Source organism: Arthrobacter sp. UC242_113 (assembly GCF_044054585.1).
GTDB lineage: Bacteria > Actinomycetota > Actinomycetes > Actinomycetales > Micrococcaceae > Arthrobacter.
The window spans coordinates 34,276-53,542 of sequence record NZ_CP171973.1 but is presented as its reverse complement, the minus strand read 5'-3'; the positions used below and the strand labels follow the sequence as shown (position 1 = coordinate 53,542).

General features: G+C 63.3%; 19 protein-coding genes. 4 read left to right on the top strand and 15 right to left on the bottom strand.

All coding sequences use genetic code 11. The features are described from left to right. Positions 1-38 precede the first annotated feature (38 nt). Positions 39-701: a GntR family transcriptional regulator gene (locus ACHMXB_RS22960; RefSeq protein WP_236809741.1), complete on the top strand. Its 663-nt coding sequence runs from the start codon at positions 39-41 to the stop codon at positions 699-701. A 276-nt stretch (positions 702-977) separates the two neighbouring features. Here the strand turns inward: ACHMXB_RS22960 and ACHMXB_RS22955 are convergent, their stop codons facing one another. Continuing rightward, on the bottom strand, positions 978-1,691 hold the full coding sequence (locus ACHMXB_RS22955) for a hypothetical protein (RefSeq protein ID WP_395406017.1): 714 nt from the start codon (positions 1,689-1,691) through the stop codon (positions 978-980). A gap of 68 nt (positions 1,692-1,759) precedes the next feature. Further along, positions 1,760-6,352 carry a MobF family relaxase gene (mobF, locus tag ACHMXB_RS22950; protein WP_395406015.1) on the bottom strand — a complete coding sequence of 1,531 codons (4,593 nt, stop codon included), beginning with the start codon at positions 6,350-6,352 and terminating at the stop codon, positions 1,760-1,762. 452 nt (positions 6,353-6,804) lie between these two features. Here mobF and ACHMXB_RS22945 point away from each other — a divergent pair, with 452 nt between their 5' ends. Then, positions 6,805-7,212: a hypothetical protein gene (locus ACHMXB_RS22945; RefSeq protein ID WP_395406014.1), complete on the top strand. Its 408-nt coding sequence runs from the start codon at positions 6,805-6,807 to the stop codon at positions 7,210-7,212. A 554-nt stretch (positions 7,213-7,766) separates the two neighbouring features. Here the strand turns inward: ACHMXB_RS22945 and ACHMXB_RS22940 are convergent. The 6 genes from ACHMXB_RS22940 to ACHMXB_RS22915 form a co-directional block, all read right to left on the bottom strand. Beyond that, entirely contained in the window at positions 7,767-8,024 is a 258-nt protein-coding gene (locus ACHMXB_RS22940) for a chemotaxis protein (protein WP_395406012.1), read from the bottom strand. A 50-nt stretch (positions 8,025-8,074) separates the two neighbouring features. Further along, the gene (locus ACHMXB_RS22935; protein ID WP_395406010.1) at positions 8,075-8,377 is read right to left on the bottom strand and encodes a helix-turn-helix domain-containing protein; all 303 of its coding nucleotides are present in this window, start codon (positions 8,375-8,377) and stop codon (positions 8,075-8,077) included. 2 nt (positions 8,378-8,379) lie between these two features. Then, complete coding sequence (locus ACHMXB_RS22930) at positions 8,380-8,649, bottom strand: hypothetical protein (RefSeq protein WP_395406008.1); 270 nt, start codon at positions 8,647-8,649, stop codon at positions 8,380-8,382. Further along, on the bottom strand, positions 8,642-9,247 hold the full coding sequence (locus ACHMXB_RS22925) for a DNA-binding protein (RefSeq protein ID WP_395406006.1): 606 nt from the start codon (positions 9,245-9,247) through the stop codon (positions 8,642-8,644). Before ACHMXB_RS22925 ends, ACHMXB_RS22930 begins: the two co-directional genes overlap by 8 nt. Before the next feature lie 151 nt (positions 9,248-9,398). Continuing rightward, positions 9,399-10,307: a single-stranded DNA-binding protein gene (locus tag ACHMXB_RS22920; RefSeq protein ID WP_395406057.1), complete on the bottom strand. Its 909-nt coding sequence runs from the start codon at positions 10,305-10,307 to the stop codon at positions 9,399-9,401. Between the two features lie 5 nt (positions 10,308-10,312). Further along, positions 10,313-10,576, bottom strand: coding sequence for a glutaredoxin family protein (locus tag ACHMXB_RS22915; protein ID WP_395406004.1), 264 nt, complete (start codon positions 10,574-10,576; stop codon positions 10,313-10,315). A 593-nt stretch (positions 10,577-11,169) separates the two neighbouring features. Between ACHMXB_RS22915 and ACHMXB_RS22910 the strand changes: the two genes are divergently transcribed. Then, the gene (locus ACHMXB_RS22910; RefSeq protein WP_395406002.1) at positions 11,170-11,397 is read left to right on the top strand and encodes a DUF2188 domain-containing protein; all 228 of its coding nucleotides are present in this window, start codon (positions 11,170-11,172) and stop codon (positions 11,395-11,397) included. Positions 11,398-11,721: 324 nt separating this feature from the next. Here the strand turns inward: ACHMXB_RS22910 and ACHMXB_RS22905 are convergent, their stop codons facing one another. The 3 genes from ACHMXB_RS22905 to dprA all read right to left on the bottom strand — a co-directional run bounded on the left by ACHMXB_RS22905 (position 11,722) and on the right by dprA (position 14,946). Next, complete coding sequence (locus ACHMXB_RS22905) at positions 11,722-13,068, bottom strand: ParB/RepB/Spo0J family partition protein (protein WP_395406000.1); 1,347 nt, start codon at positions 13,066-13,068, stop codon at positions 11,722-11,724. Between the two features lie 593 nt (positions 13,069-13,661). After that, the gene (locus tag ACHMXB_RS22900) at positions 13,662-13,973 is read right to left on the bottom strand and encodes a hypothetical protein (protein ID WP_395405998.1); all 312 of its coding nucleotides are present in this window, start codon (positions 13,971-13,973) and stop codon (positions 13,662-13,664) included. A 64-nt stretch (positions 13,974-14,037) separates the two neighbouring features. Then, entirely contained in the window at positions 14,038-14,946 is a 909-nt protein-coding gene (gene dprA, locus ACHMXB_RS22895) for a DNA-processing protein DprA (protein WP_395405996.1), read from the bottom strand. Between the two features lie 537 nt (positions 14,947-15,483). Here dprA and ACHMXB_RS22890 point away from each other — a divergent pair. Beyond that, entirely contained in the window at positions 15,484-16,374 is an 891-nt protein-coding gene (locus ACHMXB_RS22890) for a hypothetical protein (RefSeq protein ID WP_395405994.1), read from the top strand. Positions 16,375-16,484: 110 nt separating this feature from the next. On the opposite strand, the gene ACHMXB_RS22885 is transcribed toward ACHMXB_RS22890, so the two are convergent. The 4 genes from ACHMXB_RS22885 to ACHMXB_RS22870 all read right to left on the bottom strand — a co-directional run bounded on the left by ACHMXB_RS22885 (position 16,485) and on the right by ACHMXB_RS22870 (position 19,265). After that, positions 16,485-16,634: a hypothetical protein gene (locus ACHMXB_RS22885; protein ID WP_395405992.1), complete on the bottom strand. Its 150-nt coding sequence runs from the start codon at positions 16,632-16,634 to the stop codon at positions 16,485-16,487. Positions 16,635-16,824: 190 nt separating this feature from the next. After that, a complete protein-coding gene (locus ACHMXB_RS22880; RefSeq protein WP_395405990.1) occupies positions 16,825-17,805 on the bottom strand; it encodes a DUF4192 family protein in 981 nt (326 codons plus the stop codon). Between the two features lie 599 nt (positions 17,806-18,404). After that, entirely contained in the window at positions 18,405-18,755 is a 351-nt protein-coding gene (locus tag ACHMXB_RS22875) for a hypothetical protein (RefSeq protein ID WP_395405988.1), read from the bottom strand. Between the two features lie 78 nt (positions 18,756-18,833). Continuing rightward, a complete protein-coding gene (locus ACHMXB_RS22870; protein ID WP_395405986.1) occupies positions 18,834-19,265 on the bottom strand; it encodes a hypothetical protein in 432 nt (143 codons plus the stop codon). Positions 19,266-19,267: the final 2 nt, after the last annotated feature.

The following is a 19,267-nucleotide window of genomic DNA, read 5'->3' as shown; positions in this document are numbered from 1 at the left end:
AGCATCTATTGTGTAGCCTGTAGTCGAAGGGAAGTGGAATGACGAAGGCTGACGAGGCGTATCTGTTACTCGCCGACATGATTGAAACGGGCCGCCTGGAGCCGGGGACCTTTCATACCGAGGTTGGCCTCGTTGAGGAGGTGGGGCTCGGCAGGACGCCGCTGCGGGAAGCCGTCCAGCGCCTGGACCGTGATCACCTGGTCCGCATCAGGCCCGGACGGGGGATCGAAATCCCCTCAAACTCTGTGGATGAACAACTGCGGCGGCTCGAAGTGCGGCGGGCAATGGAGGCTCTTGCTGTGGCTTTGGCATGTGAACGGGCGACATCAGCGCAGCTCGCCGGCATCCAGGCCCTAACTGAGGAGCTGGACGACATCCACGAACTGGAGGACTACGCCCGGGTGGTGCGCGAAACCCACGGCATGCTCTGCCAAGCAGCACACAACGAGTATTTAGCGGATGCGATGACACCGCTACAGGGCTTATCCCGCCGCTTCTGGCTGGCTCACGTTGTTGACGGTCCCGAAGAAGTGCTGTCAGGAAAGCGACTGCACCTGCAGATGCTACGGTCCATTTTGGCTCGCGATGCAGAGGCCGCCCAACAGGCATCCCTCCAGCTCAACGACTACTTGGTCCGGTTCGCACTCAGCGTCGCGACCCGCAACGCAAGAGTGGGTCGCCTGGGGGCACCGCAGTACTAGGAGGCAAGCATTCATCGGGATCTCCTGTTCCTGCTTCTTGGGAGGCGGGGTGCGGTGCTGCAGCTACTTCTAGTACCGTGCTTTAGAACGCCGATAACGAATATTCCGTCAAGCTGCACATGTTTGAGAAGCCGCCGCGTGTGCCCCGCAGCGGCTACTCCAGGGGACTCGAGCGGCCCATGGCGGGGTTCAGTTCGGGTTTTCCACGGCTGGAAAATGGGAGTCGTTGAGGTAGCTCCCTGACTTCTTCTCGTTATGGCGGTCAGGTGCGGCTAATCAGTTGAACTCGAAGGTTCGGTAGCTGCTGCGAACGTTGAAGCGTTTCCCTTCTTTGCGACGCTGTACGTAGCTCACGATGGTGTCCACATCCTTTGGCCGCATTCCGAGCTCACGGCACTTGGTTTGCACCTCATGGGCGGTGACGGCTTTCCACCGGTCCGGGCGATTCATCATGTCGGCCTTGAGTTTGTCTTCTTCGTTCCATTTCATGCCGGATGAGTAGCCTGCCGCCATGCTTGCGACATGCTTCAGGATTGAGTCGATACCGTTGGGAAGTTCCTCGCTTACTTGGGAAGCTATCGAGTCCACGACGGGGTGGACGGTTCGATCGCGATATAGCTGTATGGACCTCGCGTCCTCGATCCACTCGGCGGTGTGGGCCTCGTTCCATTCGATGACGGCGATCGCGTCGGCGCCGCTCCCCCACAAATCGTTAAGGTGTTCTCGGTCCGGCCATGCGTAGAGCACCCGCGTCCCGCCGAGTGATCCTGCGGAGAAGCCGCGCCATGTCATGTGGGTGACGTCGGGTCTTGCGACCAGCCGCTTCATGCTCTCGCCGGAAAAGTCTTTTCGTGGCGTAACCACGACTAAGGGTCCGCCCTCCTGGGCAAGTAGCCATTTGATCGCCCGAAGGTTTTGCGGCTCGCGTGACTGCTCATCTTCGCTCAGGCGGGAGATAGCAACGCTGTTCGGGTACGGGGCAGATGGCATGTTGGTCTCCGGTTAGTAGCGAATGCGCTGACCGTAGCATCGGCCCCCGACAAGCTCTCCCGTCACCCTTAGAGCCGTGGTCCTCGGCGTCCTGCCTCGGGTCCGGTCGCGGGTCCGTTCTGTTGTGCCCGCCGCTTGGCGGCAGCTGCTTCCTGAGCTTCCTGGGTTTGGCGGATCTTCTCGGCGGCGCTCGGTGTCTGGCCCAACGTGGCCTCGGTTTCCTGCCGTACCCGGGCCAACCGGTCGCGCAGAGATTCTGCCGGCGCTGAGGGTTGGGTATCTTTCGCAGCGCGCCGGCGTTCGGCGATGTCCTTCATGGCTTCAGTGACTGATTCCGGGGTTGGTTCAGCCGTGGACGTCTTGCTGGTGCCTCTGATGCGGCGTGCCATCGCGGCGATGCGTTCTGCTCGTTCCTGTTCCGGGGTCAGGGTAGTGTCCTGGGCCCGTTCCTCGCGCAGCTGGTCCACTACCTGCTCGGCGGGTGTGGGTGTTTCGGCCACTGCCGCTTCCACGTCCGCAGCCTCTGCCATGAGTGCTGCATCAGCCCCGGCCAGGGGCTCCTTGGCGGTCTGCGCAGAGTATTTGTGCACGGCGGTGACGCGGGCCCTCAGTTCGGCACCGGTGCCCTGCTGGGTGTACTGGTCCGGGATCACGGTGGTGTCGGATTCCGGGATCCGGTAGGTGTCGCGGAAGGTCTTTACCTCCACTGCCAGGTCCCGCCATTGTTGCTGCTTGGCGGTATCGGAGGGGACGGGGCCAAGGGCCGCGGCCCAGGCCGGCGGTTCGGCCGCGAGCTGGGACCCGAGACGGTTCACTTCCAGTGCCATGGCCTCGCGGCGCTCCTGCAGCTCGGTCCTCCACGGTGCGGGGGTGTCCTTATGGGTGATGACGTCCGCAGGCGCCATCCATGAGGCAAGGCCGTCCGGGGTGGGTGTTGCGACCACGGGCCCGGGTAGGCGGCGGCGGAGGTTTTGCTCGGCTTCGACGCGGCGAAGGATCTCTTCTGCTGCGCGGACGCGTGGAGCGTTTTCGTCGCGGGCGTAGTTGGTCGCCGCGCCACGTTCGTATGCTTCATCTGCACGGACGGGTTCTGGCATCAGCTCACGCAAGGCCTTCTCCTTTTGGAGGGAACCGGCAAGCCAGTTGGCTTTCGCGGCAGCGGGAGAGTCGTTGACCGTTTCATCGGTCCTCAGTGTTTCCTTGGCCCGGCGGATCCGGGTATCGAGGTCATGATCAGTGAGGTGTCCGTGGAGCCGGGACTGCCACGGGGTTTCCTTGTTTTCCTTCAACCAGTTGCGGTGCAGTTCCCGGCGGTCCGGGGCGGAGGCGGGTTTCGCGCCGGAGTCAGCGCGGGCGCGCATAAGGTCCCCGGCAGCGCGACGGGCGAGGCGTTCCAGTGCCTGATCGCTGACGGCTTCAAGAGGACGGCGGGCAGGGGCTTCGGCGCGGGTGCGCCAGTACTCCAGTTTGTCCTCGACCCGCCATGCCAGGACAGCCCCGGGGTCCTGGGATTCTTCAAACGGTGTCCCGGTGGCGTCGGTGAGAAGGTTGGCGATATTGAAGCCTTCGGATTCCGCGTGGCGCAGATGGGTCGCAACAGCTCCCCACGCGTTAGAGGCGATGAACGGCTCCGCGGTTCGTTCGCCCAGGATGCTTCGGGCAGTGTTGGCCATCCGCAGCTCGTTGGCCTGGTCATCAATGTCTTTGTAGACGGTGACCATCTCCGGCAGGGACCGGGCAGCTGCCCGCGCGGCGTCGATCTGTTCGTGTGCGGTGAGGTTCCCGTCGTGGTTTCCTGCCACGGACCTCAGCGCATCAGTGAGGGTTTCGCCGTCGGCGAGGACACCGTAAAGGTGGTTCGATTCCCTGCCGCGGGACGCTGCGACGTAGGCGAGAGCGCGGGAGAGGCCTGAGCCGATCATCGCGTGGGTGGTATCGCACGTCATGCCCTGGGTGCGGTGGATCGTTGCTGCGTAACCGAGCATCGTGTTATCGCGCACGTAATCGGAGGGCAGGGTGATGGTGCCGTTATGGTCCTGGTGGCGGACGGTCATGGCACCGTCAGGGTGGACTTCCCGCACAGTCCATACATCGTTGTTTTTCACGAAGTCTTTGCCGTGGTTCACACTCAGGCGACGGTCGTTCTTCCGGGTTACGACGACGTCGCCGGCGCGGGCGGCGAGCCCATCCCGCAGCGCAGCGGCCGGCCCGTCAGCCAGTGCGCCAGTACCGAGGCGGTAGGCCTGGGCGCGGGCGTTCAAGTCCGTGACAGTGGCATTGTCGAAGGCCATCATGACTGAGTGCTTGCCGGCTGCGGTGTCCTTTTCCCAGGCGGCGTAAACCTGTGAGGTCATCGTTTCGACGTCTCCGCCGACCACGCGACGGTTCTGCCGGTAGAACTCCCACGGGTCATCTTCACCAACCGCCGGCGGTTCGCGGAGCGCCAAAGTGGCTGCGGCTTCTGCGGTGTTCGGGGTGCCGTCCGCGTTGCGGAACCGGTGGAGGTCTTCGAGGTACACGGCGCCAACGGTGTTCTTCAGGTAGCGCATCGCACCGCCGGAGGCGACGGCGGAAAGCTGTTGGTCATCGCCCAGGGCACGGATGAGAGCGCCGTGCTGCTCGGCGATGGTGACCGCGGACGCGAACAGTTCCGTGCCGACCATGCCGGCCTCATCGATGAACAGGACGTCCCCTGGATTCAGCGGGATCCGGTTCGGGCTGTGATTCCGGTGCCCGAGGACAAAGGAATCGATGGTGGTCGCGTTGGCTCCCAGCTCCCTGCCCATCACGGCAGCAGCGGCCGCCGTGGGCGCCAGACCAATAACGTTTCCACCGGCGGCTCGGATCGCGTCCGCGGAGAGTTTCAGCGCAGTGGTTTTACCCGCACCGGCAGGGCCAACACCGATAACCAACAGCTTGTCGCTGCACGCGAATTCACTGGCCATGCGCAGCTGCCCGGCATCGAACGTCTTCTCCTGGGCCGCAGCGGCAGTCTCAAAAAATTCGGTGGTCGCTGCGGGGATGACAGTCCGCTGCGCGGCTGTCAGCAACCGGTCCTCACTGTGCAGGACACCGGAAGAGGTGTAGAGCGTGGAGTGGACTTTCCCATATCGGCTGGCACCGTTGCGAAGGCGAAGGGCCTCCGGCCCGGCGGCTCGAACGTCGGTGGTGATGCGGAGGGAGAACTGATCAATGGCGCGGGCCTTGACCTGTTCAAAGAGCTCTTTCGGGATGGTCAGTTCCGCGAACCTGGACCCGAGCTGGCGGCGCGTTTCGGCGTCGATGTGGTGCTCTCCCCACGTACCGCGGGACCGTTCCAGGGTGCGGATGACCTGGGCTGCCTCAACGGCAGGGTCTACTTCATCGGCGTGGGTGACCAGGGGTGTGTTGTTCCGGTCCGCGGCGTTCCGGGCGTCGTAGCGGTGCGCACGGGCAGCTTCAACGGCGGCTGGCCCGACGAGCACGCCGGGGATCTGGGCGAATTCCTGTTGCCATTGGGTGACCAGTTCAGAAAGGCGGCGGGCCGACTTCTTCGCCGGTCGCGTGGCCAGGGTGGCCTGCTGGGCCAGGGCGATCATTTGCTTCTGGTTAGGCGAGTATCCGTGGTTCTCGGTGAACTCCTGGACGAGGTTATCCAGGGCAGGTTTGATATCGCCGCTGCGCGATGATCCGGCTTCAATTGCCGCGACATTGACCCCGGCAATTTCGATGACGGGCCGGTCACCGGTGACCTTGCGGGTGGTGATACCGACTCCCAGACGGGCGCAGACCTTCTCCATTACCGTGCGGTTGTAGTGCTCGGACGCGGCAACACCGTACTGGTAGAGGAGCCGGCCATCCAGGCTGGACCACTTCCCGTCAGCGCCCATAACCTTGTTCGCCACCACGATGTGATCGTGGAGCTGGGGGTCACCGTTGCGGGAGTCGTAGTGCCTGAAAGCGGTATAAACGAGTCCGCCTTGAACGTCTTCCTGCCGGACGCCGTTACGTCCCCGGCGGGTGAACGTCGCTTCCTTTTCCAGGAACTCCATCGTCTCTTTGATGGCTTCGTGGTGGGCCGCTTCGATCTGTTGGCGGGCCTCGTCTCCGGCAGTGGCCCACAGAATGGACACGGATTTAGCGGGCGCAAATACAAGGTCATAACCTGCCACAGCCTGCGCTGCTGGCTTGGTTTGAGCCGTGATGAACTTGCCCAGTTCTTCCTTATCGCCCGGGTTGCGCCCGTTGAGCTCGCGGAAGTATTGGGCGCCTTCCTTGGTGCGGATCAGTCGCCTGTTGTCCGCATCAGGAGCGGAATGGTTCATGCGCGTGTAGTCACCGATGCCACGGTCTATGCGTGACTGAAGCTCGTTATCGGTCTGCGAGAACCGCTTGTACCGCTGCCCCAGGGCAACTTTTGCGGTGGGGTCCTTCGCAAGAATCGCGGCCGCATCCGGGTGCAATCCTTCCCCGTAGAGCGCGCTCATCTGCGCCTCGCTGACCTCTCCTGAGACCTTCAGGAGGGCAGCTCCACCGCCGCCCCACTGACCGGGAGGGTTGCCGTCCACTGTGTAGTAATCACCGAGCGAACGGTTCCCTGCGCGCAGCTCATCACCGGTAGCGACTTCACGCGTGTAGTACGTGTATCCGTCGCCGGCACTGAGCTTGTGCACGGTCATCATGGACCCAGCCTACCGCCAAAGGAACCTCACTTATCGGTGATGCAAGAGGTGTGACAGATTCAAGGGTGTTTGCCTTTCGACAGAGGAGAAATACAAAAGGCAAATTCCCTTGCTTTTGGCCATCAAGACTTTGATGCGGTTCTGCACATGAGAATGGGCGGTGGGTAACACGCTTTTCGTTATCCACGGTTCGTTCGATTGTGTTGAACCGCAACGGATTGAATTGTCCACAGGTGGGCCCAGGCTAGGAGACACGTTTCCTCTCGGAGCTGTCCACGTGTGGGCAAACAATCCAGGCGACAATCCGAGCGCAGCGAGGTCCGTTCCTGTAGGTTTGTCACGAGTGGATTCCGCCAGGGGAAACCCCAGCGTCCACGTCCGGACATGGACCAGACACGGCGCTAGCCGTTAGGTCTGCTCCATGGATCAGACCTAGGGGAAGGACCCGAAACATGGCAGCACCACGAAAGTCCGCAACGCAGGTAGCGGCCCGCGAGAAAGCACGGGCGAAAGCTCAGGAGCTGACCGCCAGGCATGAAAAGCTCATTGACCTCGCTGCGGAATTCTTTGAACAGCAGGAACAGGCCGAACAGGTCCGTGCGGATGCGCGGACCAAGGCGGAGGCGATCCTTGCCAGGGCTGAGGAAGAAGCAGCAGCAGCAACCGCCGGCGCCGCCGGTACTGTTGCCGCGATGGTCGCCGCAGGCGAACCGAAGGCATCCGTTGCCGCCCGCCTGGGCATTACCGGAGCCGAGCTGAAGAAGCTTCTCGACCAGGCACCAGCTGCCACCGGCCCGGCAGCAGCTGTAGGCGATGTAGCGTCCGAGAATGACGAGGGAACTGCGGCGGAGGCCGCATAATCCAACTAAGCCAACTGTGGTCCCGGCGAATCGCCGGGACCACAGTTCTTTAACAACTCTGCGTTCAGAAAAGTGTTGGTGCATCCGGGTCAGCCCCCTGAAGAAGTGCCCGGATGCGCTCCCCGCGTTCCCAGCCGTGGGCGCGTACTTCATCGCGAAGGGTTCGGGAGCGTTGGGCGAAGAGAGCGCGGGAAAGTCCGCGCCATCTGAACAGGGATCCATTGGAGTCCCGACCTTTGGCGAGCCGGTCAGCCATGTTCTCCCTGTTTGATCCAGGGTGCAGATGGGTGTCGTCTCCGGTGGTCGCGCGGACACAGATCGGAACATCGCATCGGTGCATTAGATCCCCAAAGGCGTCCAGTCCGATCCCGTGTGCAAGATGGAACGCGTAGCGGTGAGGCCGCACAGCTTGGGTGCGGCCTCCGGAGTTCAAGGTGTACCGCCCGTACCCGTCATCGGATACGGCGCCGGCCCACAACCAGCAGTCACCAGGCCGGGGCCCCTTGATGACTTTGGACCAGAAACGGTCCTCCGGTAGGCGGGTCATCTTCGCGTCACCAGGTGCGCCAACGCAGTTCGAGTTTATTGGCCGCGAAGAAGAGTCCTGCCATGAACAGGAAGCCGGGAATGGCTTGGACAAAACCTTGGCTGATCCAAAGACCGAGGGCCGACAGCAAGGCAATCACACCGGCGGCCTTGCACAAAAAAATCAGGATGCCTTGGCTGGCCAGGACCGGATGCGTGAGTGCGTAGATGATCCAGCCCGCCAGGGCAATGGCTGCGAAAGCTGCGAGGAAGATGACGATGAACATAGTCAAGTCCTAACGGTCGAGTGCGGCTAGTGATGTGCAGGCTTTCTGCTTCAAACGGATTCTGCTGTGTCCTCCGCGGCTGCCTCGCCTTCGGGTACCTGGCCCGAGGCAATCCGTTCCGCCGTCTTCTCGTAAGCGGCATCAATGTACGAGGCCAGGTCATCCTCCCGGATCCTCCAAATGCCCCTAGGCCCGAATTGTGCTGCCTTAATTTCGCCGCTTCTCAGCAGCGCGTACACCATTGGTTTACCGAGGTTCAGGATTTCCTGAACATCGTCCATCGTCAGCATCTTCGGGAACGGCAGGGACGTCCGGGCGCCGGCCTTGTTCATGTCTTCGGTCCACTGACCCATCTCTACGTTTCCTCGTTTCGGTGCTGCATTTCATCTATCGTTCTCTGCCCTCGCCGCAGCTCGCCGGCCTTCACCGGGGGCCACGGCTTGCCGCCGTTGTACTTGCGCTGCAGGCGCTTCGCCTCGCGCATGCTGGCCCGGACGATAAAGTCCGAAACGCTCGCGTCACCCTCTTCGGGCTGGCCGGCATTCACGAAAGCGGCCCGGACCTGGTCAGCCTGATCCTCGGTGTAGTAAGGCGTGAACGCCGCAATTTTCTTCGGCTTAGGCACCCGACTCCCTCTCGTCTGGCATCTCCCGCGGGGCCTCCGGCGTGATGCGCTGCAGCAGGGCATCATGGGCTTCCTGGAGCGCGGTAGCCCTCGCCTCCGCGGCCGCTGCCCTGGTCCCCGCCGCTGTCGCCGCGGCCGCCGCATCACGCTCGGCAGCCCGTGCCTGCTCCAACTGCTCCCCCGTGGCGGCGGACTGGCGTTCCAAGTCGGCGATCCGCGCCGTTAGCTCCGCGACGGCGGAGTCTTTATCGGCGGTGGCCTTGTCGAGGTCAGCCACCAGTTCGGCGACCTCCTCATTCAATTCCTTTTTCTCCGTCGCCCAGACCGCTTCGGCGGCAGAATGCCGCTCGTTCGCTGCGGCGGAAGCTTCCGCCCAGCATGCACCGGCGAGGCGGGCGGCCTGCTCCAGTATCGCCGGCGGCGTCGCGGCAACCTGTCCCCCGGCGGCCTGCTTCTCCTCGACCCATTCCTTCAAATACCGGGTGGCGTCCGCGTTACTCACGCCTGCCGCGGCCCGCACCGTGGACACCGTCGGCCGACGCTCGGCGCTGATCTGCTCGGCGGCAGCAAATACACGGTCTTTCACACTCAACGTCACGGCAGCAACCCTTCAAATAAGAAAAGGTAGTAGGAGTAGTAGTAACAAAACTACTACTCCTACTGCTTCGGTTCAAGAGCGCCGTTGTCCGAAGGCACCGAGGGGGCCTCCGGCGCGGGGGCGGCAGGGGGGCCGCGACCGCTCCCCCCTCCTAGAACGGCGGTTCGGCCTCCGGCCCGTTGCCCCAACCGCCGCTGCCGGCATTACTCGTTGCGGGAATCCCCCACGGGTCATCCTGCGAGGCTGACTGCGTGCCCTGGTTGCTGTTTCCCTGGCCGCCGAATCCGCCGCCGTCCTGTCCGCCCTGGTTGCTTCGCTGGGAGCGGTTGACCTTCGCGTTCGCGTAACGCAGGGACGGGCCGATTTCGTCGACTTCGAGCTCGATCACGGTGCGCTTCTCGCCTTCCTTGGTGTCGTAGGACCGGGACTTCAGGCGTCCAGTGACAATCACGCGCATGCCCTTGGTCAGGGATTCGGCCACGTTCTCTGCCGCTTCCCGCCACACACTGGCCCGGAGGAAAAGCGTCTCCCCGTCCTTCCACTCATTGGACTGACGGTCGAAGGTCCTGGGCGTTGAGGCGATGGTGAAGTTCGCTACGGCCGACCCACTCGGAGTGAAGCGCAGCTCTGGATCTGATGTCAGGTTTCCGATGACAGTAATCGTGGTTTCGCCGGCCATGATGGTTCCTTTTCCTTGGGTGCTGGTGATGTTCTCGGTGTGCGTTGTGGGTTCGTTCTGAGGTTCGGTCCCACCCGGTTCGCCGTGGGTGAGGTCGTTGGGTTGGTACTGGTTCGCAGTGTGCGCGTCCCACAGTCCGCCCTCCCCGAGCGGGGCGCGGTCGATCGCCTCAAGGTACCGGTCATCCCCTCCCTTGTCTGGGACGGGGTAGCCGTCATACAGGTCCTCAATGCAGGGTTCCACAATGACGGGTTTTACAACGTCGGGTTCCACAACATCGGGGTAGATCCTGCCGCTGGGGTTGACCTGCCGGAACAGGTCCACCTCCAACGGGATCCGTGGGCTGAGTTTGAACCCGACGACCGGGCGCAGGGTGGTCACGGTCCTCACGCCGCCTTGTGACTCATGGCCGCCTGGACGAGCTTGTCGCGGCGCAGGCCGGACCAGCGGTCCTGGTCATCGGAGTTGTTCACGACAACGGGCGCCTGGGAGTAGCCCAGTTCGGCGGTGATGTACTCCAGCGCTGCCGGCACTTCGGTGATGTCCACGGCCGTATAGGTAATGCCCTTGGAATCGAAGTAGTCCTTCGTCTTCTCACAGTTGGGGCAGTCCGGCTTGGTGTAGACCGTGTAAGAGGGTGAAGCAGTCATTTTCAGCACCTGGTTTCGTATCAAATGAGTTTCGTTCGTCTGGCTGACTTGCTACTTCAATTTTAGCAATCATTCAACTGAATGAATAGGTGTTTTGCCGCTTATTCTAGGGCTTTTTTCTCCACTACTCAGGGGCCTAACTACGCACGCTCGGCTTGGTGCTGTTTCGGGAACGGTCGGTGAGTTTCGCCGCCGGTGACTGTGGTCATCCCCGCTGGTTCGCCACGGCGGCAGCCCCCATGTGCCGGAAAAGCCGGTCCCGGGGCCGTTGGTGAGATGCCTTGGAGAGTCCACTCCCCTGGTGAACTGGTGTCGTCCCTGCTGAAAGAAACGCCGGCCCCGGAAATAGGTGCGTCGGCGGCGTTGGGGTCTGGACCATGGGAGACTCGGCCGTGATTCGGCGGGCGGTCTTGGGTGCGGCAACTTGAACAGTAAGCATGCTTTCTATTAGGTTGGTGTCAGCTTCTCCGCCTGTCCCCCATCACGCGGAGTGGTTGCCAGGGAGGCCCCGCCACTTCATCGTGTTGCGGGGCTTTTCGCTACCCGCGCTATGCAGCGGGTGTCAGTATCCGGAACGGCAGAGGGAGTGTGCAGTGGCTCAGGGCGATATCGAGACGTACTACGAAGACGGTTCGTGGAAGAACAAGCGTGAGGGCACCACCCGGGCGTTCGGCGCCGGCTACGGCACCAAGGACGAAGCAGAAGCTGCGGGCCGGGAAGCGGCCCAGGCGGACAAGGTCGAACACGTCATTAAGAACCAGAACGGCCAGATCGGTTCCAAGAACAGCTACGGCAACGATCCGCGGAACGTTCCGGGCTGAATCAACACGGGGCTCCGGTCCCCCCCGGTTAACCCGGAAAGGAGCCGGCATGTGCCGGCTCCTTTCGGGTTTCTCTGCAAGAAATCTATGGGTCAGTCTATCTGACGTGATGGCCGCGTTCTTTTCCAGCCTCATTGCTGGAGCGCGGCTCCTGTTCTATGTTCCTGGTTCCTGGCGCAGGACGGCGGTCCGCCGCTGGTGAGTGGTTGCTGTGGTTCGCCCTGGGCGGCGGACCGCCCGAATTCTGGAAGGTTTTTGGCCTTCCTGCGGTGATTGGGTCTGCGCCGGGCGGGGTTCGGGATCCGCCGCCCGGCACAGGAGCCGTTATTCGGCTGTCTTAGCCTTTTCGCCGCTGTCGATGATGATCTTTTCGACCTCGCTTGCCGTGTAGCCCCAGAGGACCAGCTGGTTCAGGTAGTCCCGGTGGGTTTGGCTGGGTGAGCGCCACGAGTCCTTTTGGATGGTCTTTTCATACCCTGCGCAGATCAGCGCGATCAGGGAGAATTCCGGCCGTGTGGTGGTCTTGGCAACGTGGTCCCTGAGCGGGTTCCATGCCCACTGGTTGGATTCTTCGAACTTCGCCCCGGCCATTTCGGCGGCCACCTTGCCCTCGTAGCCGCTGGCGGTTTCGGAGTGGTGGGTGATCGCGTGGACGGTGAAGTACTGCCAGCCCTTGGGGGCCTGCTTCTTTGCCAGCAGGTTTTTGACCCATTCACGCCTGACCACAGTTGCGGACTGCATCAGCTTGTTGTTCTCGATCAAGGTTTTCCGTTCGGCCTTCTGCTCATCGGTCATCGGTCCTTTCGGGGCCGATGACGTGCCGTAGCCGCTGTAGTAGCGGAGCGTGAAGCCCAGGTCTTTCCAGCCGGTGACGACGGCGACAGCGGAGTGCTGGCCGCGATAGTCCGTCTCGATGTAGACGGCGTTTCCGTCCTCGTCGGTGGCCGGTTCGCCGTCCGCCCTTTTCAGGGACGTGACCCGGAGGGTTTCGCTGTCCTCCCCGTACCCACATTCCGGGACAACAGTCGTTCCGTCCGATTCCAGCTCTGCGGTGAGTGCGGCCAGCGCGGCGGCGCGGTCGCGCTTGTCGCGCAGCTGCTGGGTGACGTGCAGGAGCATGTCGGGTTCGTCCATGATGACGGACTCGAGCTCGGCGGTGGCTTCCTCGTCGTCCTCAAATTCCGCGAGTACCAAAGCCTCTTCGATGGTGTATCCCTTGCCCAGGGCGGCGGCTCCGGTCTCGGTGGACTTGGCTTTAAGGGCGGACTCGACGGTGGTCTTGGTCCGTCCGGTCTTCTTGGCGATCGCGGCGGCCGAGACGCCGATCAGGGACAGCTGGTGGTAGGCGTCGGCTTCGTCGGCTTCCGTCAGTTCGGCGCGCTGGATGTTCTCCACGACCTGCGTGACGATGCGTTCGGCTTCTTCGGGGCTGTCGATGATCATTACCGGGATGCTGTCCCGCCCTGCTTCGACGGCGGCGCGGGTCCGGCGCTGGCCCATCAGGACGTGCACGGTTCCGTCGTCCTTGCGGTGGGCGATCACGGGTTCCATCACGCCGTGTTCCTTGATGCTGGCGATGAAATCGGCGGTCAGGGCGGCGTCCTTGCGGACGTTGATATCGACGGTCAGGGTGGCCGGGTCGAGCATTTCGAGCGTGGGTGTTGCGTTCATGGTTTTTGTCCTTGCAGAGACGTGGGGGTGTGTGGGGCGGCCTAGGTGACCGGCCAGCTTCCCTTTCCCCCCGTTGTTTTTTGGCTGCTGGCGAAGCTTGCGGAGCTGTGCCCGTGCAGGCCCGTCTACCCGCAGGGCAAGACCCGGAAAATCTTCGGAGGAAATAAGCGACGAAGGAGCGCCGGAGAAGACTTTCCCGGGGTGCAGGCCCCGGAGGAACGGAGGGGCTAGAGGGGCCGGAACGGGCACGTACAATCCGAAGGACAGCAGCCAAAAAACGTCGTAGACAAGACAGGGCCAGGGGGTCCGGAGCTCTGCGACGGCGCCCCCTGGACCCAACAGCCGGCCGCGCCAGCGGACGCCCATCAACTGGTTGAAGCGCAGCGGAAACCAGGGCGAGCCCAGCGAGCCTGCCCTTTCGCTCCGGGTCCGCGGATCCGCTCGGGCTGGCCCGTCTGCCAGGCTTGTCGCACGCGCCAGGTGAGTAGTGCCGGCCGTTGCGGGAACGGCGGTCCGTCGCCGGCAACCACCTGCTCAGGCCAGCCACCTGCGGCGGACCGCCCGCCCACTCAAGGCGAACAGCCCGCCGGTACTTATGTGGCGCTGTCGATCATTGCCAGGATTGCGCGGGTGGTTTCTTCCGTCTGTCGGTGCTGCTCTTTGATTTCCTGGTCGGCCGGGGCGGCTTCGGTCTTTTCGAGCTGGACCTGCCATGTGTCCAGTGCTGAGAGCAGTTCGGGCATAAATGTCGGGTTTGCCCGTCCCTGCAACCCGAAGTGGTAGATGGCGTCCGTCATTCCCGGATGACCGATCCACGCGGCGGTGTCGGCTGCTTTGTCGCGTTGGCTTGCCTCGTAGTGCGCTTCGTAGTCGAAGTCGCCGTCAGCATCCCAAAAGTTCGTCATGGTCCTGTTCCCTTCGTCAAAAGCTGGGCGGTGGCCGGGACGCTGGTCCCGGCCACCGGTCTGTTTAGCTGGCGAGCAGTTCGGTTAGTTCGTCCGCGTCGGTGACCAGTGCTGCGCCTCCTTCTTTGAGGAGCCTGTGGCATCCTGCGGAGTTGGCGCTGTGGACGCTGCCGGGGACGGCGGCGATGTGCCGGGCGATGGTTTCGGCGTGGTGGGCGGTGTTCAGCGCGCCGGAGCGCCAGCGGGCTTCCACGACACAGGTCACTCCGGCCAGCGCGGCAATTATGCGGTTCCTTTGGAGGAAGCGGTGCCGGGTGGGGGCGGCTCCGGGGGGCAGTTCGGAGAGTGTGAGTCCGTTTGCGCGGATCGTGGCCGCGAGGTCGGCGTTCCCGGAGGGGTAGTCCCGGTCCAGTCCCCCGGCCAGGACGGCGATGGTGGCTGGGCCGTTGCCGGTGCTTCCGGCCAGTGCAGCGCGGTGGGCGTGGGCGTCGATGCCGTAGGCGAGTCCGGCGATGACGCAGATTCCGCGCTGAGCCAGGCTGTAGGCGATATCGCCGGTGACCGCCGCGCCGTAGCTCGTGCAGTCACGTGATCCGGCCAGCGCAGCGCAGTTGGACGGATCGGGGATTCCGTCGCCGATGGTGCCCCGGTACCAGAGGCCAAACGGCGCGTCCGGGAGGTCGTCCAGACCGGCGGGCCAGTGCTCGTCGCCGGGGATCAGGAACCCGCCGCCCAGGCGCTCGATGGTGGCCAGGTCCTTCTCCGGGTCCAGATCCGGCACGCGGGGTGCCCAGCGCTTCAACGCGTGTGCCAGTTCCTCGGGTGTCACGTCCGGGAGAGTGTGGGCCGGTTGGGCGCCGGTGGCGAGCCGCAGCGCGGCGTACGCGCCGAGCCTGCCCACAAGGGTCCGCCCAACTGTGTCCTGGGGTTCGAACAGGCGGGTCAGGGCTGCGCGTGCAATGCGATCGGTCATGGTTTTTGTCCTTGCAGAGACGTGGGGGGTGTGGGGCGGCCTAGGTGACCGGCCAGCTTCCCTTTCCCCCCGTTGTTTTTTGGCTGCTGGCGAAGCTTGCGGAGCTGTGCCCGTGCAGGCCCGTCTACCCGCAGGGCAAGACCCGGAAAATCTTCGGAGGAAATAAGCGACGAAGGAGCGCCGGAGAAGACTTTTGCGGGGTGCAGGCCCCGGAGGAACGGAGGGGCTAGAGGGGCCGGAACGGGCACGTACAATCCGAAGGACAGCAGCCAAAAAACGTCGTAGACAAGACAGGGCCAGGGGGTCCGGAGCTCTGCGACGGCACGCCCTGGACCCAACAGCCGGCCGCGCCAGCGGACGCCCATATGGGTGTGAGCCCTGGCGAACACATCTCGGCACCTTGGTACGGTAACCCGGGGAGTTTTGCCCCGGCAGAGTTTAGCGAGGGGCACTAATGGGTTTGGGGAACGTCTTCAGAAGAAGCCGGGCAATGGCCGCGACACTGCGGGAGCTCCAAGCAGAAGAGCCTGCATTCTGATGCCGGCAGAGCTCCTACCATGGGCGCAGGCCCTCATCGCCCTGCTTGGCATTGCTCTAGCCTCACTTCCTTCGCTCACGTCAAAAGCTCGGTTACGGAATCGGATAACCTTCTGGACGGCCCAAGGGAAAGACGCGGAGCTGGAGTACGAGCGCAAGTTTGCTGAAAGTCTCCGACGTGATGCAACCGCCCGATTGGTCGCACTCGAGGCTTACCCTGCATGGCATTTTCTTGCCGCTTCCTATGGCACCTTCCTCGGCATTGCCCTTGCCTGGGTAGTAGGTTCCGACATAGGAACGACATACCCCGCAACGTGGACGCCTGAGCGTCTTTTCAACTCGGACAATCCGGACATGGCACTACCAGGACTGCCTATCGCCGGTCCCCTGTTTCTAGTTGCTGGTGTGATGCGATTGGCGCGGGTTGTCGTTCTGCGACAGCGCGTAGCTGAACAGTACCTCCGAGCTGAAACCATCGGTCGCGGCACCGTCGCTGTAAAGAAGTCCGATAAGGTCGTGGCCATCGAAGATGCTCAGGGACCAATGCACCTGAAATGGAGCGTTCTACTCGGCCTGTTGTCGTTCTCCTCAGGGCTCTACATCATCGTTATCGTGGTGAGCTTTTTGGTTGTTTCGGGTGCTGCCCCTGGGAAGACGGACGACAGTTATCTGACCTTCATGATTTACGGAGCGATGCTGGGCACCATGCTTGCTTTAGTGGGTACTTTGGCACTCGTAGACCTATTCCTCGATGAAAAGAAGCGCTGGAATCACCCCAGGGAATTGACCCCCGCCGCCTCGGCTGTCCGTGGTGGAAACAGTCCCGACATATCAGAACAGCAGACAAAAAACAGCTGGTGGTCCTCCAGCCGGCGGAGACGCACCCGGTAGACACCCCCCTGCAAAATTCAGAAACAGAAGAAGACCGGCGTTCGGATGCCGGTCTTCTTCTGTTTCCTCTGCAAGGGAATCTAGGGGCAGCATCCTTGCTGCGGGTGGAGTTAGAAGTTGTGGTGTTCCTGGGCGTGCGCCGTGTCCACGGGGCCCGTCTTTTCGCCGGCCGTGAGGAGCTGCAGCTCGATGATGTCTTCGGCCAGGCTCGCGTCAGTGGCCGGCTTGTCGTCGTCGGTCAGGATGTATTCGGTTCCCACAGCTGCACGTTCCTCCCGTTTGTGGTGTCTGTGCCTACTGTAGTCCGGGATTCTGCATGATTGCTGGGTGTGTGGCTGCGCCCGCGTCAGCGTCAGCGGCGGCCGGAGGAGCGCCAGCGGGGGAGGCCGCCCCGCCACGGGAAGGCCGGGACGGATACCTCGAAGGTGATCCGTCCCGGCCTCGGCTGTCCTAGATCAGGCGGCGCTGGTAGGAAGTGCTCTCGTCGCGGGCGACGTCTGCGACGGCTCCGCGGTTGATGAGTTCGCGCAGGAGCACGGCGAGCCGGAAGTCAGAAACATCCTCGGCCGCAAGTTTGAGATAGCGGTCGGCCTGGGTTCCGCGGCCTTTGAGCCATTCCAGCCAGCCCATCAGGGCCAGCATTGGCGCGCGTTGTCCGGCGGGTACTACCTTCATCAGGTCAAAGGCGATAGCTTCCGCGCGGTCGATGCGTTCCCAATTGGGGCGGCCGGTGAACTTTCCGGTGAGGGTGTCACCAAAGTTGCCGTTGTGCGTGCTGATGGTGTCGCGGAACAGGTAGTCACGAATGTGGCGGTGCTGGAACGCTGCGGCCAGCTGGCGGGCGGTTTCCGTGTCTGGCCTGCCCTCGCCGTCCAGCACGGCTGCCCATGCCCCGCACGCGGTTTCCAGGTCCTGGTCCGTGCCTTCCGGTGCCTGCACCGGAAGGGCCCACGCGCCCAGCAGTTCGGGGTTGTAGACGTCGATATCGGGGGCGGATCCGAAATAGGTCAAGGTGACGTTGGCGTTGCTGTCGCGGATTTCATCCAGCGAGTTCTTCTCTGGAGTGCCGTAGGTTGCCCAGTAGGTGCCCGTCACGAGGAAGACCTTTTTGACGGGCATCCGTGCAGTGGCCAGCTCGGTGCTGAGTGCGAGCACGTGGGCGGCGTAGGGGAAGCCGTAGGCCGGTTTCTCGTCGGTGTAAACGATCACGAAGCTGCCCGTGGCCTTCTCGTCGTTGGCGGCGTAGGTCGCCATCATTTGGGCGTAATCCAGAGGTGCTGCTTCTGCCGGTGCATCCATGCGGAGGGTTGCTCCAAGGGTGCCGAAGCGGGAGGTCAGCACGACAAATGACTCCTTGGGCTGGTTGCCCAGTAGGTGCGGGACGGCGGCGAGCAGGTCAGCGGAACCGGAGATGGTCAGTTTTTCAGTCATGGTTTTTGTCCTTGCAGAGACGTGGGGGGGTGTCGGGCGGTTCAGGTGACCGGCCAGCTTCCCTTTCCCCCCGTTCTTTTTTGGCTGCTGGCGAAGCTTGCGGAGCTGTGCCCGTGCAGGCCCGTCTACCCGCAGGGCAAGACCCGGAAAATCTTCGGAGGAAATAAGCGACGAAGGAGCGCCGGAGAAGACTTTTGCGGGGTGCAGGCCCCGGAGGAACGGAGGGGCTAGAGGGGCCGGAACGGGCACGTACAATCCGAAGGACAGCAGCCAAAAAACGTCGTAGACAAGACAGGGCCAGGGGGTCCGGAGCTCTGCGACGGCACGCCCTGGACCCAACAGCCGGCCGCGCCAGCGGACGCCCATCAACTGGTTGGAGCGCAGCGGAAACCAGGGCGAGCCCAGCGAGCCTGCCCTTTCGCTCCGGGCCACGGACAACCCAACGAGACTGCCAGCCCGGGCTTGCCGCCGGCGGCCGCCGCCCGGCACCTGGTTACTGCGGGATTGGCGGTCCGCCGCCGGCGACCACCAGCGCAAGCCGGCCACCTGCGGCGGACCGCCCGCGGTGACCGGCCCCGAAAGACCGGCCACCCTCGGCCCTATTCGCGGCGGTCGTGCAGCGGGACGGCTCCGTAGTGTCCGGCTGCGCGGCGGAACCTTGCGTCGCTGCTGAAGATGAACGTTCCGCCGAACATGTACCACGGGGCGGGTTCATCGGCCGGGGCGACCGGCTCGGCGTGGATCACTGTTTCGCGGTGGAAGTGCTCATTTTTGACGAGTCGGACGGCGGGCCGTTCCTCGGTGGCCTCGAATACCGGGTCGACCCCGTCGCCAATTACGGTTACTTCCATGACGCGGGCGGAGATGCCCCGGTTTGAGAAGTCCGTGTCCAGGGCGTCGCGGTAGATAAGGGCGGTGATGCCCTTGGGGATGGTGGTGTCATTGCTCATGTGCTGGCTCCTTAGAAGTCGTTTGGGGTGCTGTACTGCCCGGCTCCGGCCGGGCAGTACAGCGGTTGTCAGTGCTGGTTAGGCGGCGTCCCGCACTACGTAGGGCATCCGGTACCGGCTGGGAAGTTCGGCGGCGGCTTCCGGCAGGTCTGCCGGGCCTTGGGCCTGCCCGTTCTTCCAGTGGAAGAATGCTTGCTCGGTGATCGCGTCCCAAAGGCGGGCTTTCGTCCGGTAGTAGGTGCACGTCACGTCGCCCTCGCAGTAGGTGGCGATGCCGAACAGGTTGCCGATGCTGTCAGCGGTGCGGGTAACGGCGACCATGACGTAGGGCCATTGGCCTAGGTCCCAGCCGTCACAGCCCCAGCTGGAGAGCACGGCCCAGCCGTGCTCTTCGATCAACTCCATCCAGTCGTAGCCGCCGTTCATGTGGTAATCACCCAGCACGGTCACGCCGTCGATGGTTTCCTCCGTGTCCGCGAGGGTCACGGTCTTTTTGCTTATTGCGGTCATGG

Bases quoted from the DNA above. Each gene is read 5' to 3' on its own strand.
- ACHMXB_RS22890 (WP_395405994.1), top strand. From the start codon at position 15,484: ATGCCGGCAGAGCTCCTACCATGGGCGCAGGCCCTCATCGCCCTGCTT.
- ACHMXB_RS22955 (WP_395406017.1), bottom strand. From the start codon at position 1,691: ATGCCATCTGCCCCGTACCCGAACAGCGTTGCTATCTCCCGCCTGAGC.
- ACHMXB_RS22875 (WP_395405988.1), bottom strand. From the start codon at position 18,755: ATGAGCAATGACACCACCATCCCCAAGGGCATCACCGCCCTTATCTAC.
- ACHMXB_RS22915 (WP_395406004.1), bottom strand. From the start codon at position 10,576: ATGACTGCTTCACCCTCTTACACGGTCTACACCAAGCCGGACTGCCCC.
- ACHMXB_RS22960 (WP_236809741.1), top strand. From the start codon at position 39: ATGACGAAGGCTGACGAGGCGTATCTGTTACTCGCCGACATGATTGAA.
- ACHMXB_RS22940 (WP_395406012.1), bottom strand. From the start codon at position 8,024: ATGTTCATCGTCATCTTCCTCGCAGCTTTCGCAGCCATTGCCCTGGCG.
- mobF (WP_395406015.1), bottom strand. From the start codon at position 6,352: ATGATGACCGTGCACAAGCTCAGTGCCGGCGACGGATACACGTACTAC.
- ACHMXB_RS22935 (WP_395406010.1), bottom strand. From the start codon at position 8,377: ATGGGTCAGTGGACCGAAGACATGAACAAGGCCGGCGCCCGGACGTCC.
- ACHMXB_RS22945 (WP_395406014.1), top strand. From the start codon at position 6,805: ATGGCAGCACCACGAAAGTCCGCAACGCAGGTAGCGGCCCGCGAGAAA.
- ACHMXB_RS22880 (WP_395405990.1), bottom strand. From the start codon at position 17,805: ATGACTGAAAAACTGACCATCTCCGGTTCCGCTGACCTGCTCGCCGCC.
- ACHMXB_RS22900 (WP_395405998.1), bottom strand. From the start codon at position 13,973: ATGACGAACTTTTGGGATGCTGACGGCGACTTCGACTACGAAGCGCAC.
- ACHMXB_RS22905 (WP_395406000.1), bottom strand. From the start codon at position 13,068: ATGAACGCAACACCCACGCTCGAAATGCTCGACCCGGCCACCCTGACC.
- ACHMXB_RS22870 (WP_395405986.1), bottom strand. From the start codon at position 19,265: ATGACCGCAATAAGCAAAAAGACCGTGACCCTCGCGGACACGGAGGAA.
- dprA (WP_395405996.1), bottom strand. From the start codon at position 14,946: ATGACCGATCGCATTGCACGCGCAGCCCTGACCCGCCTGTTCGAACCC.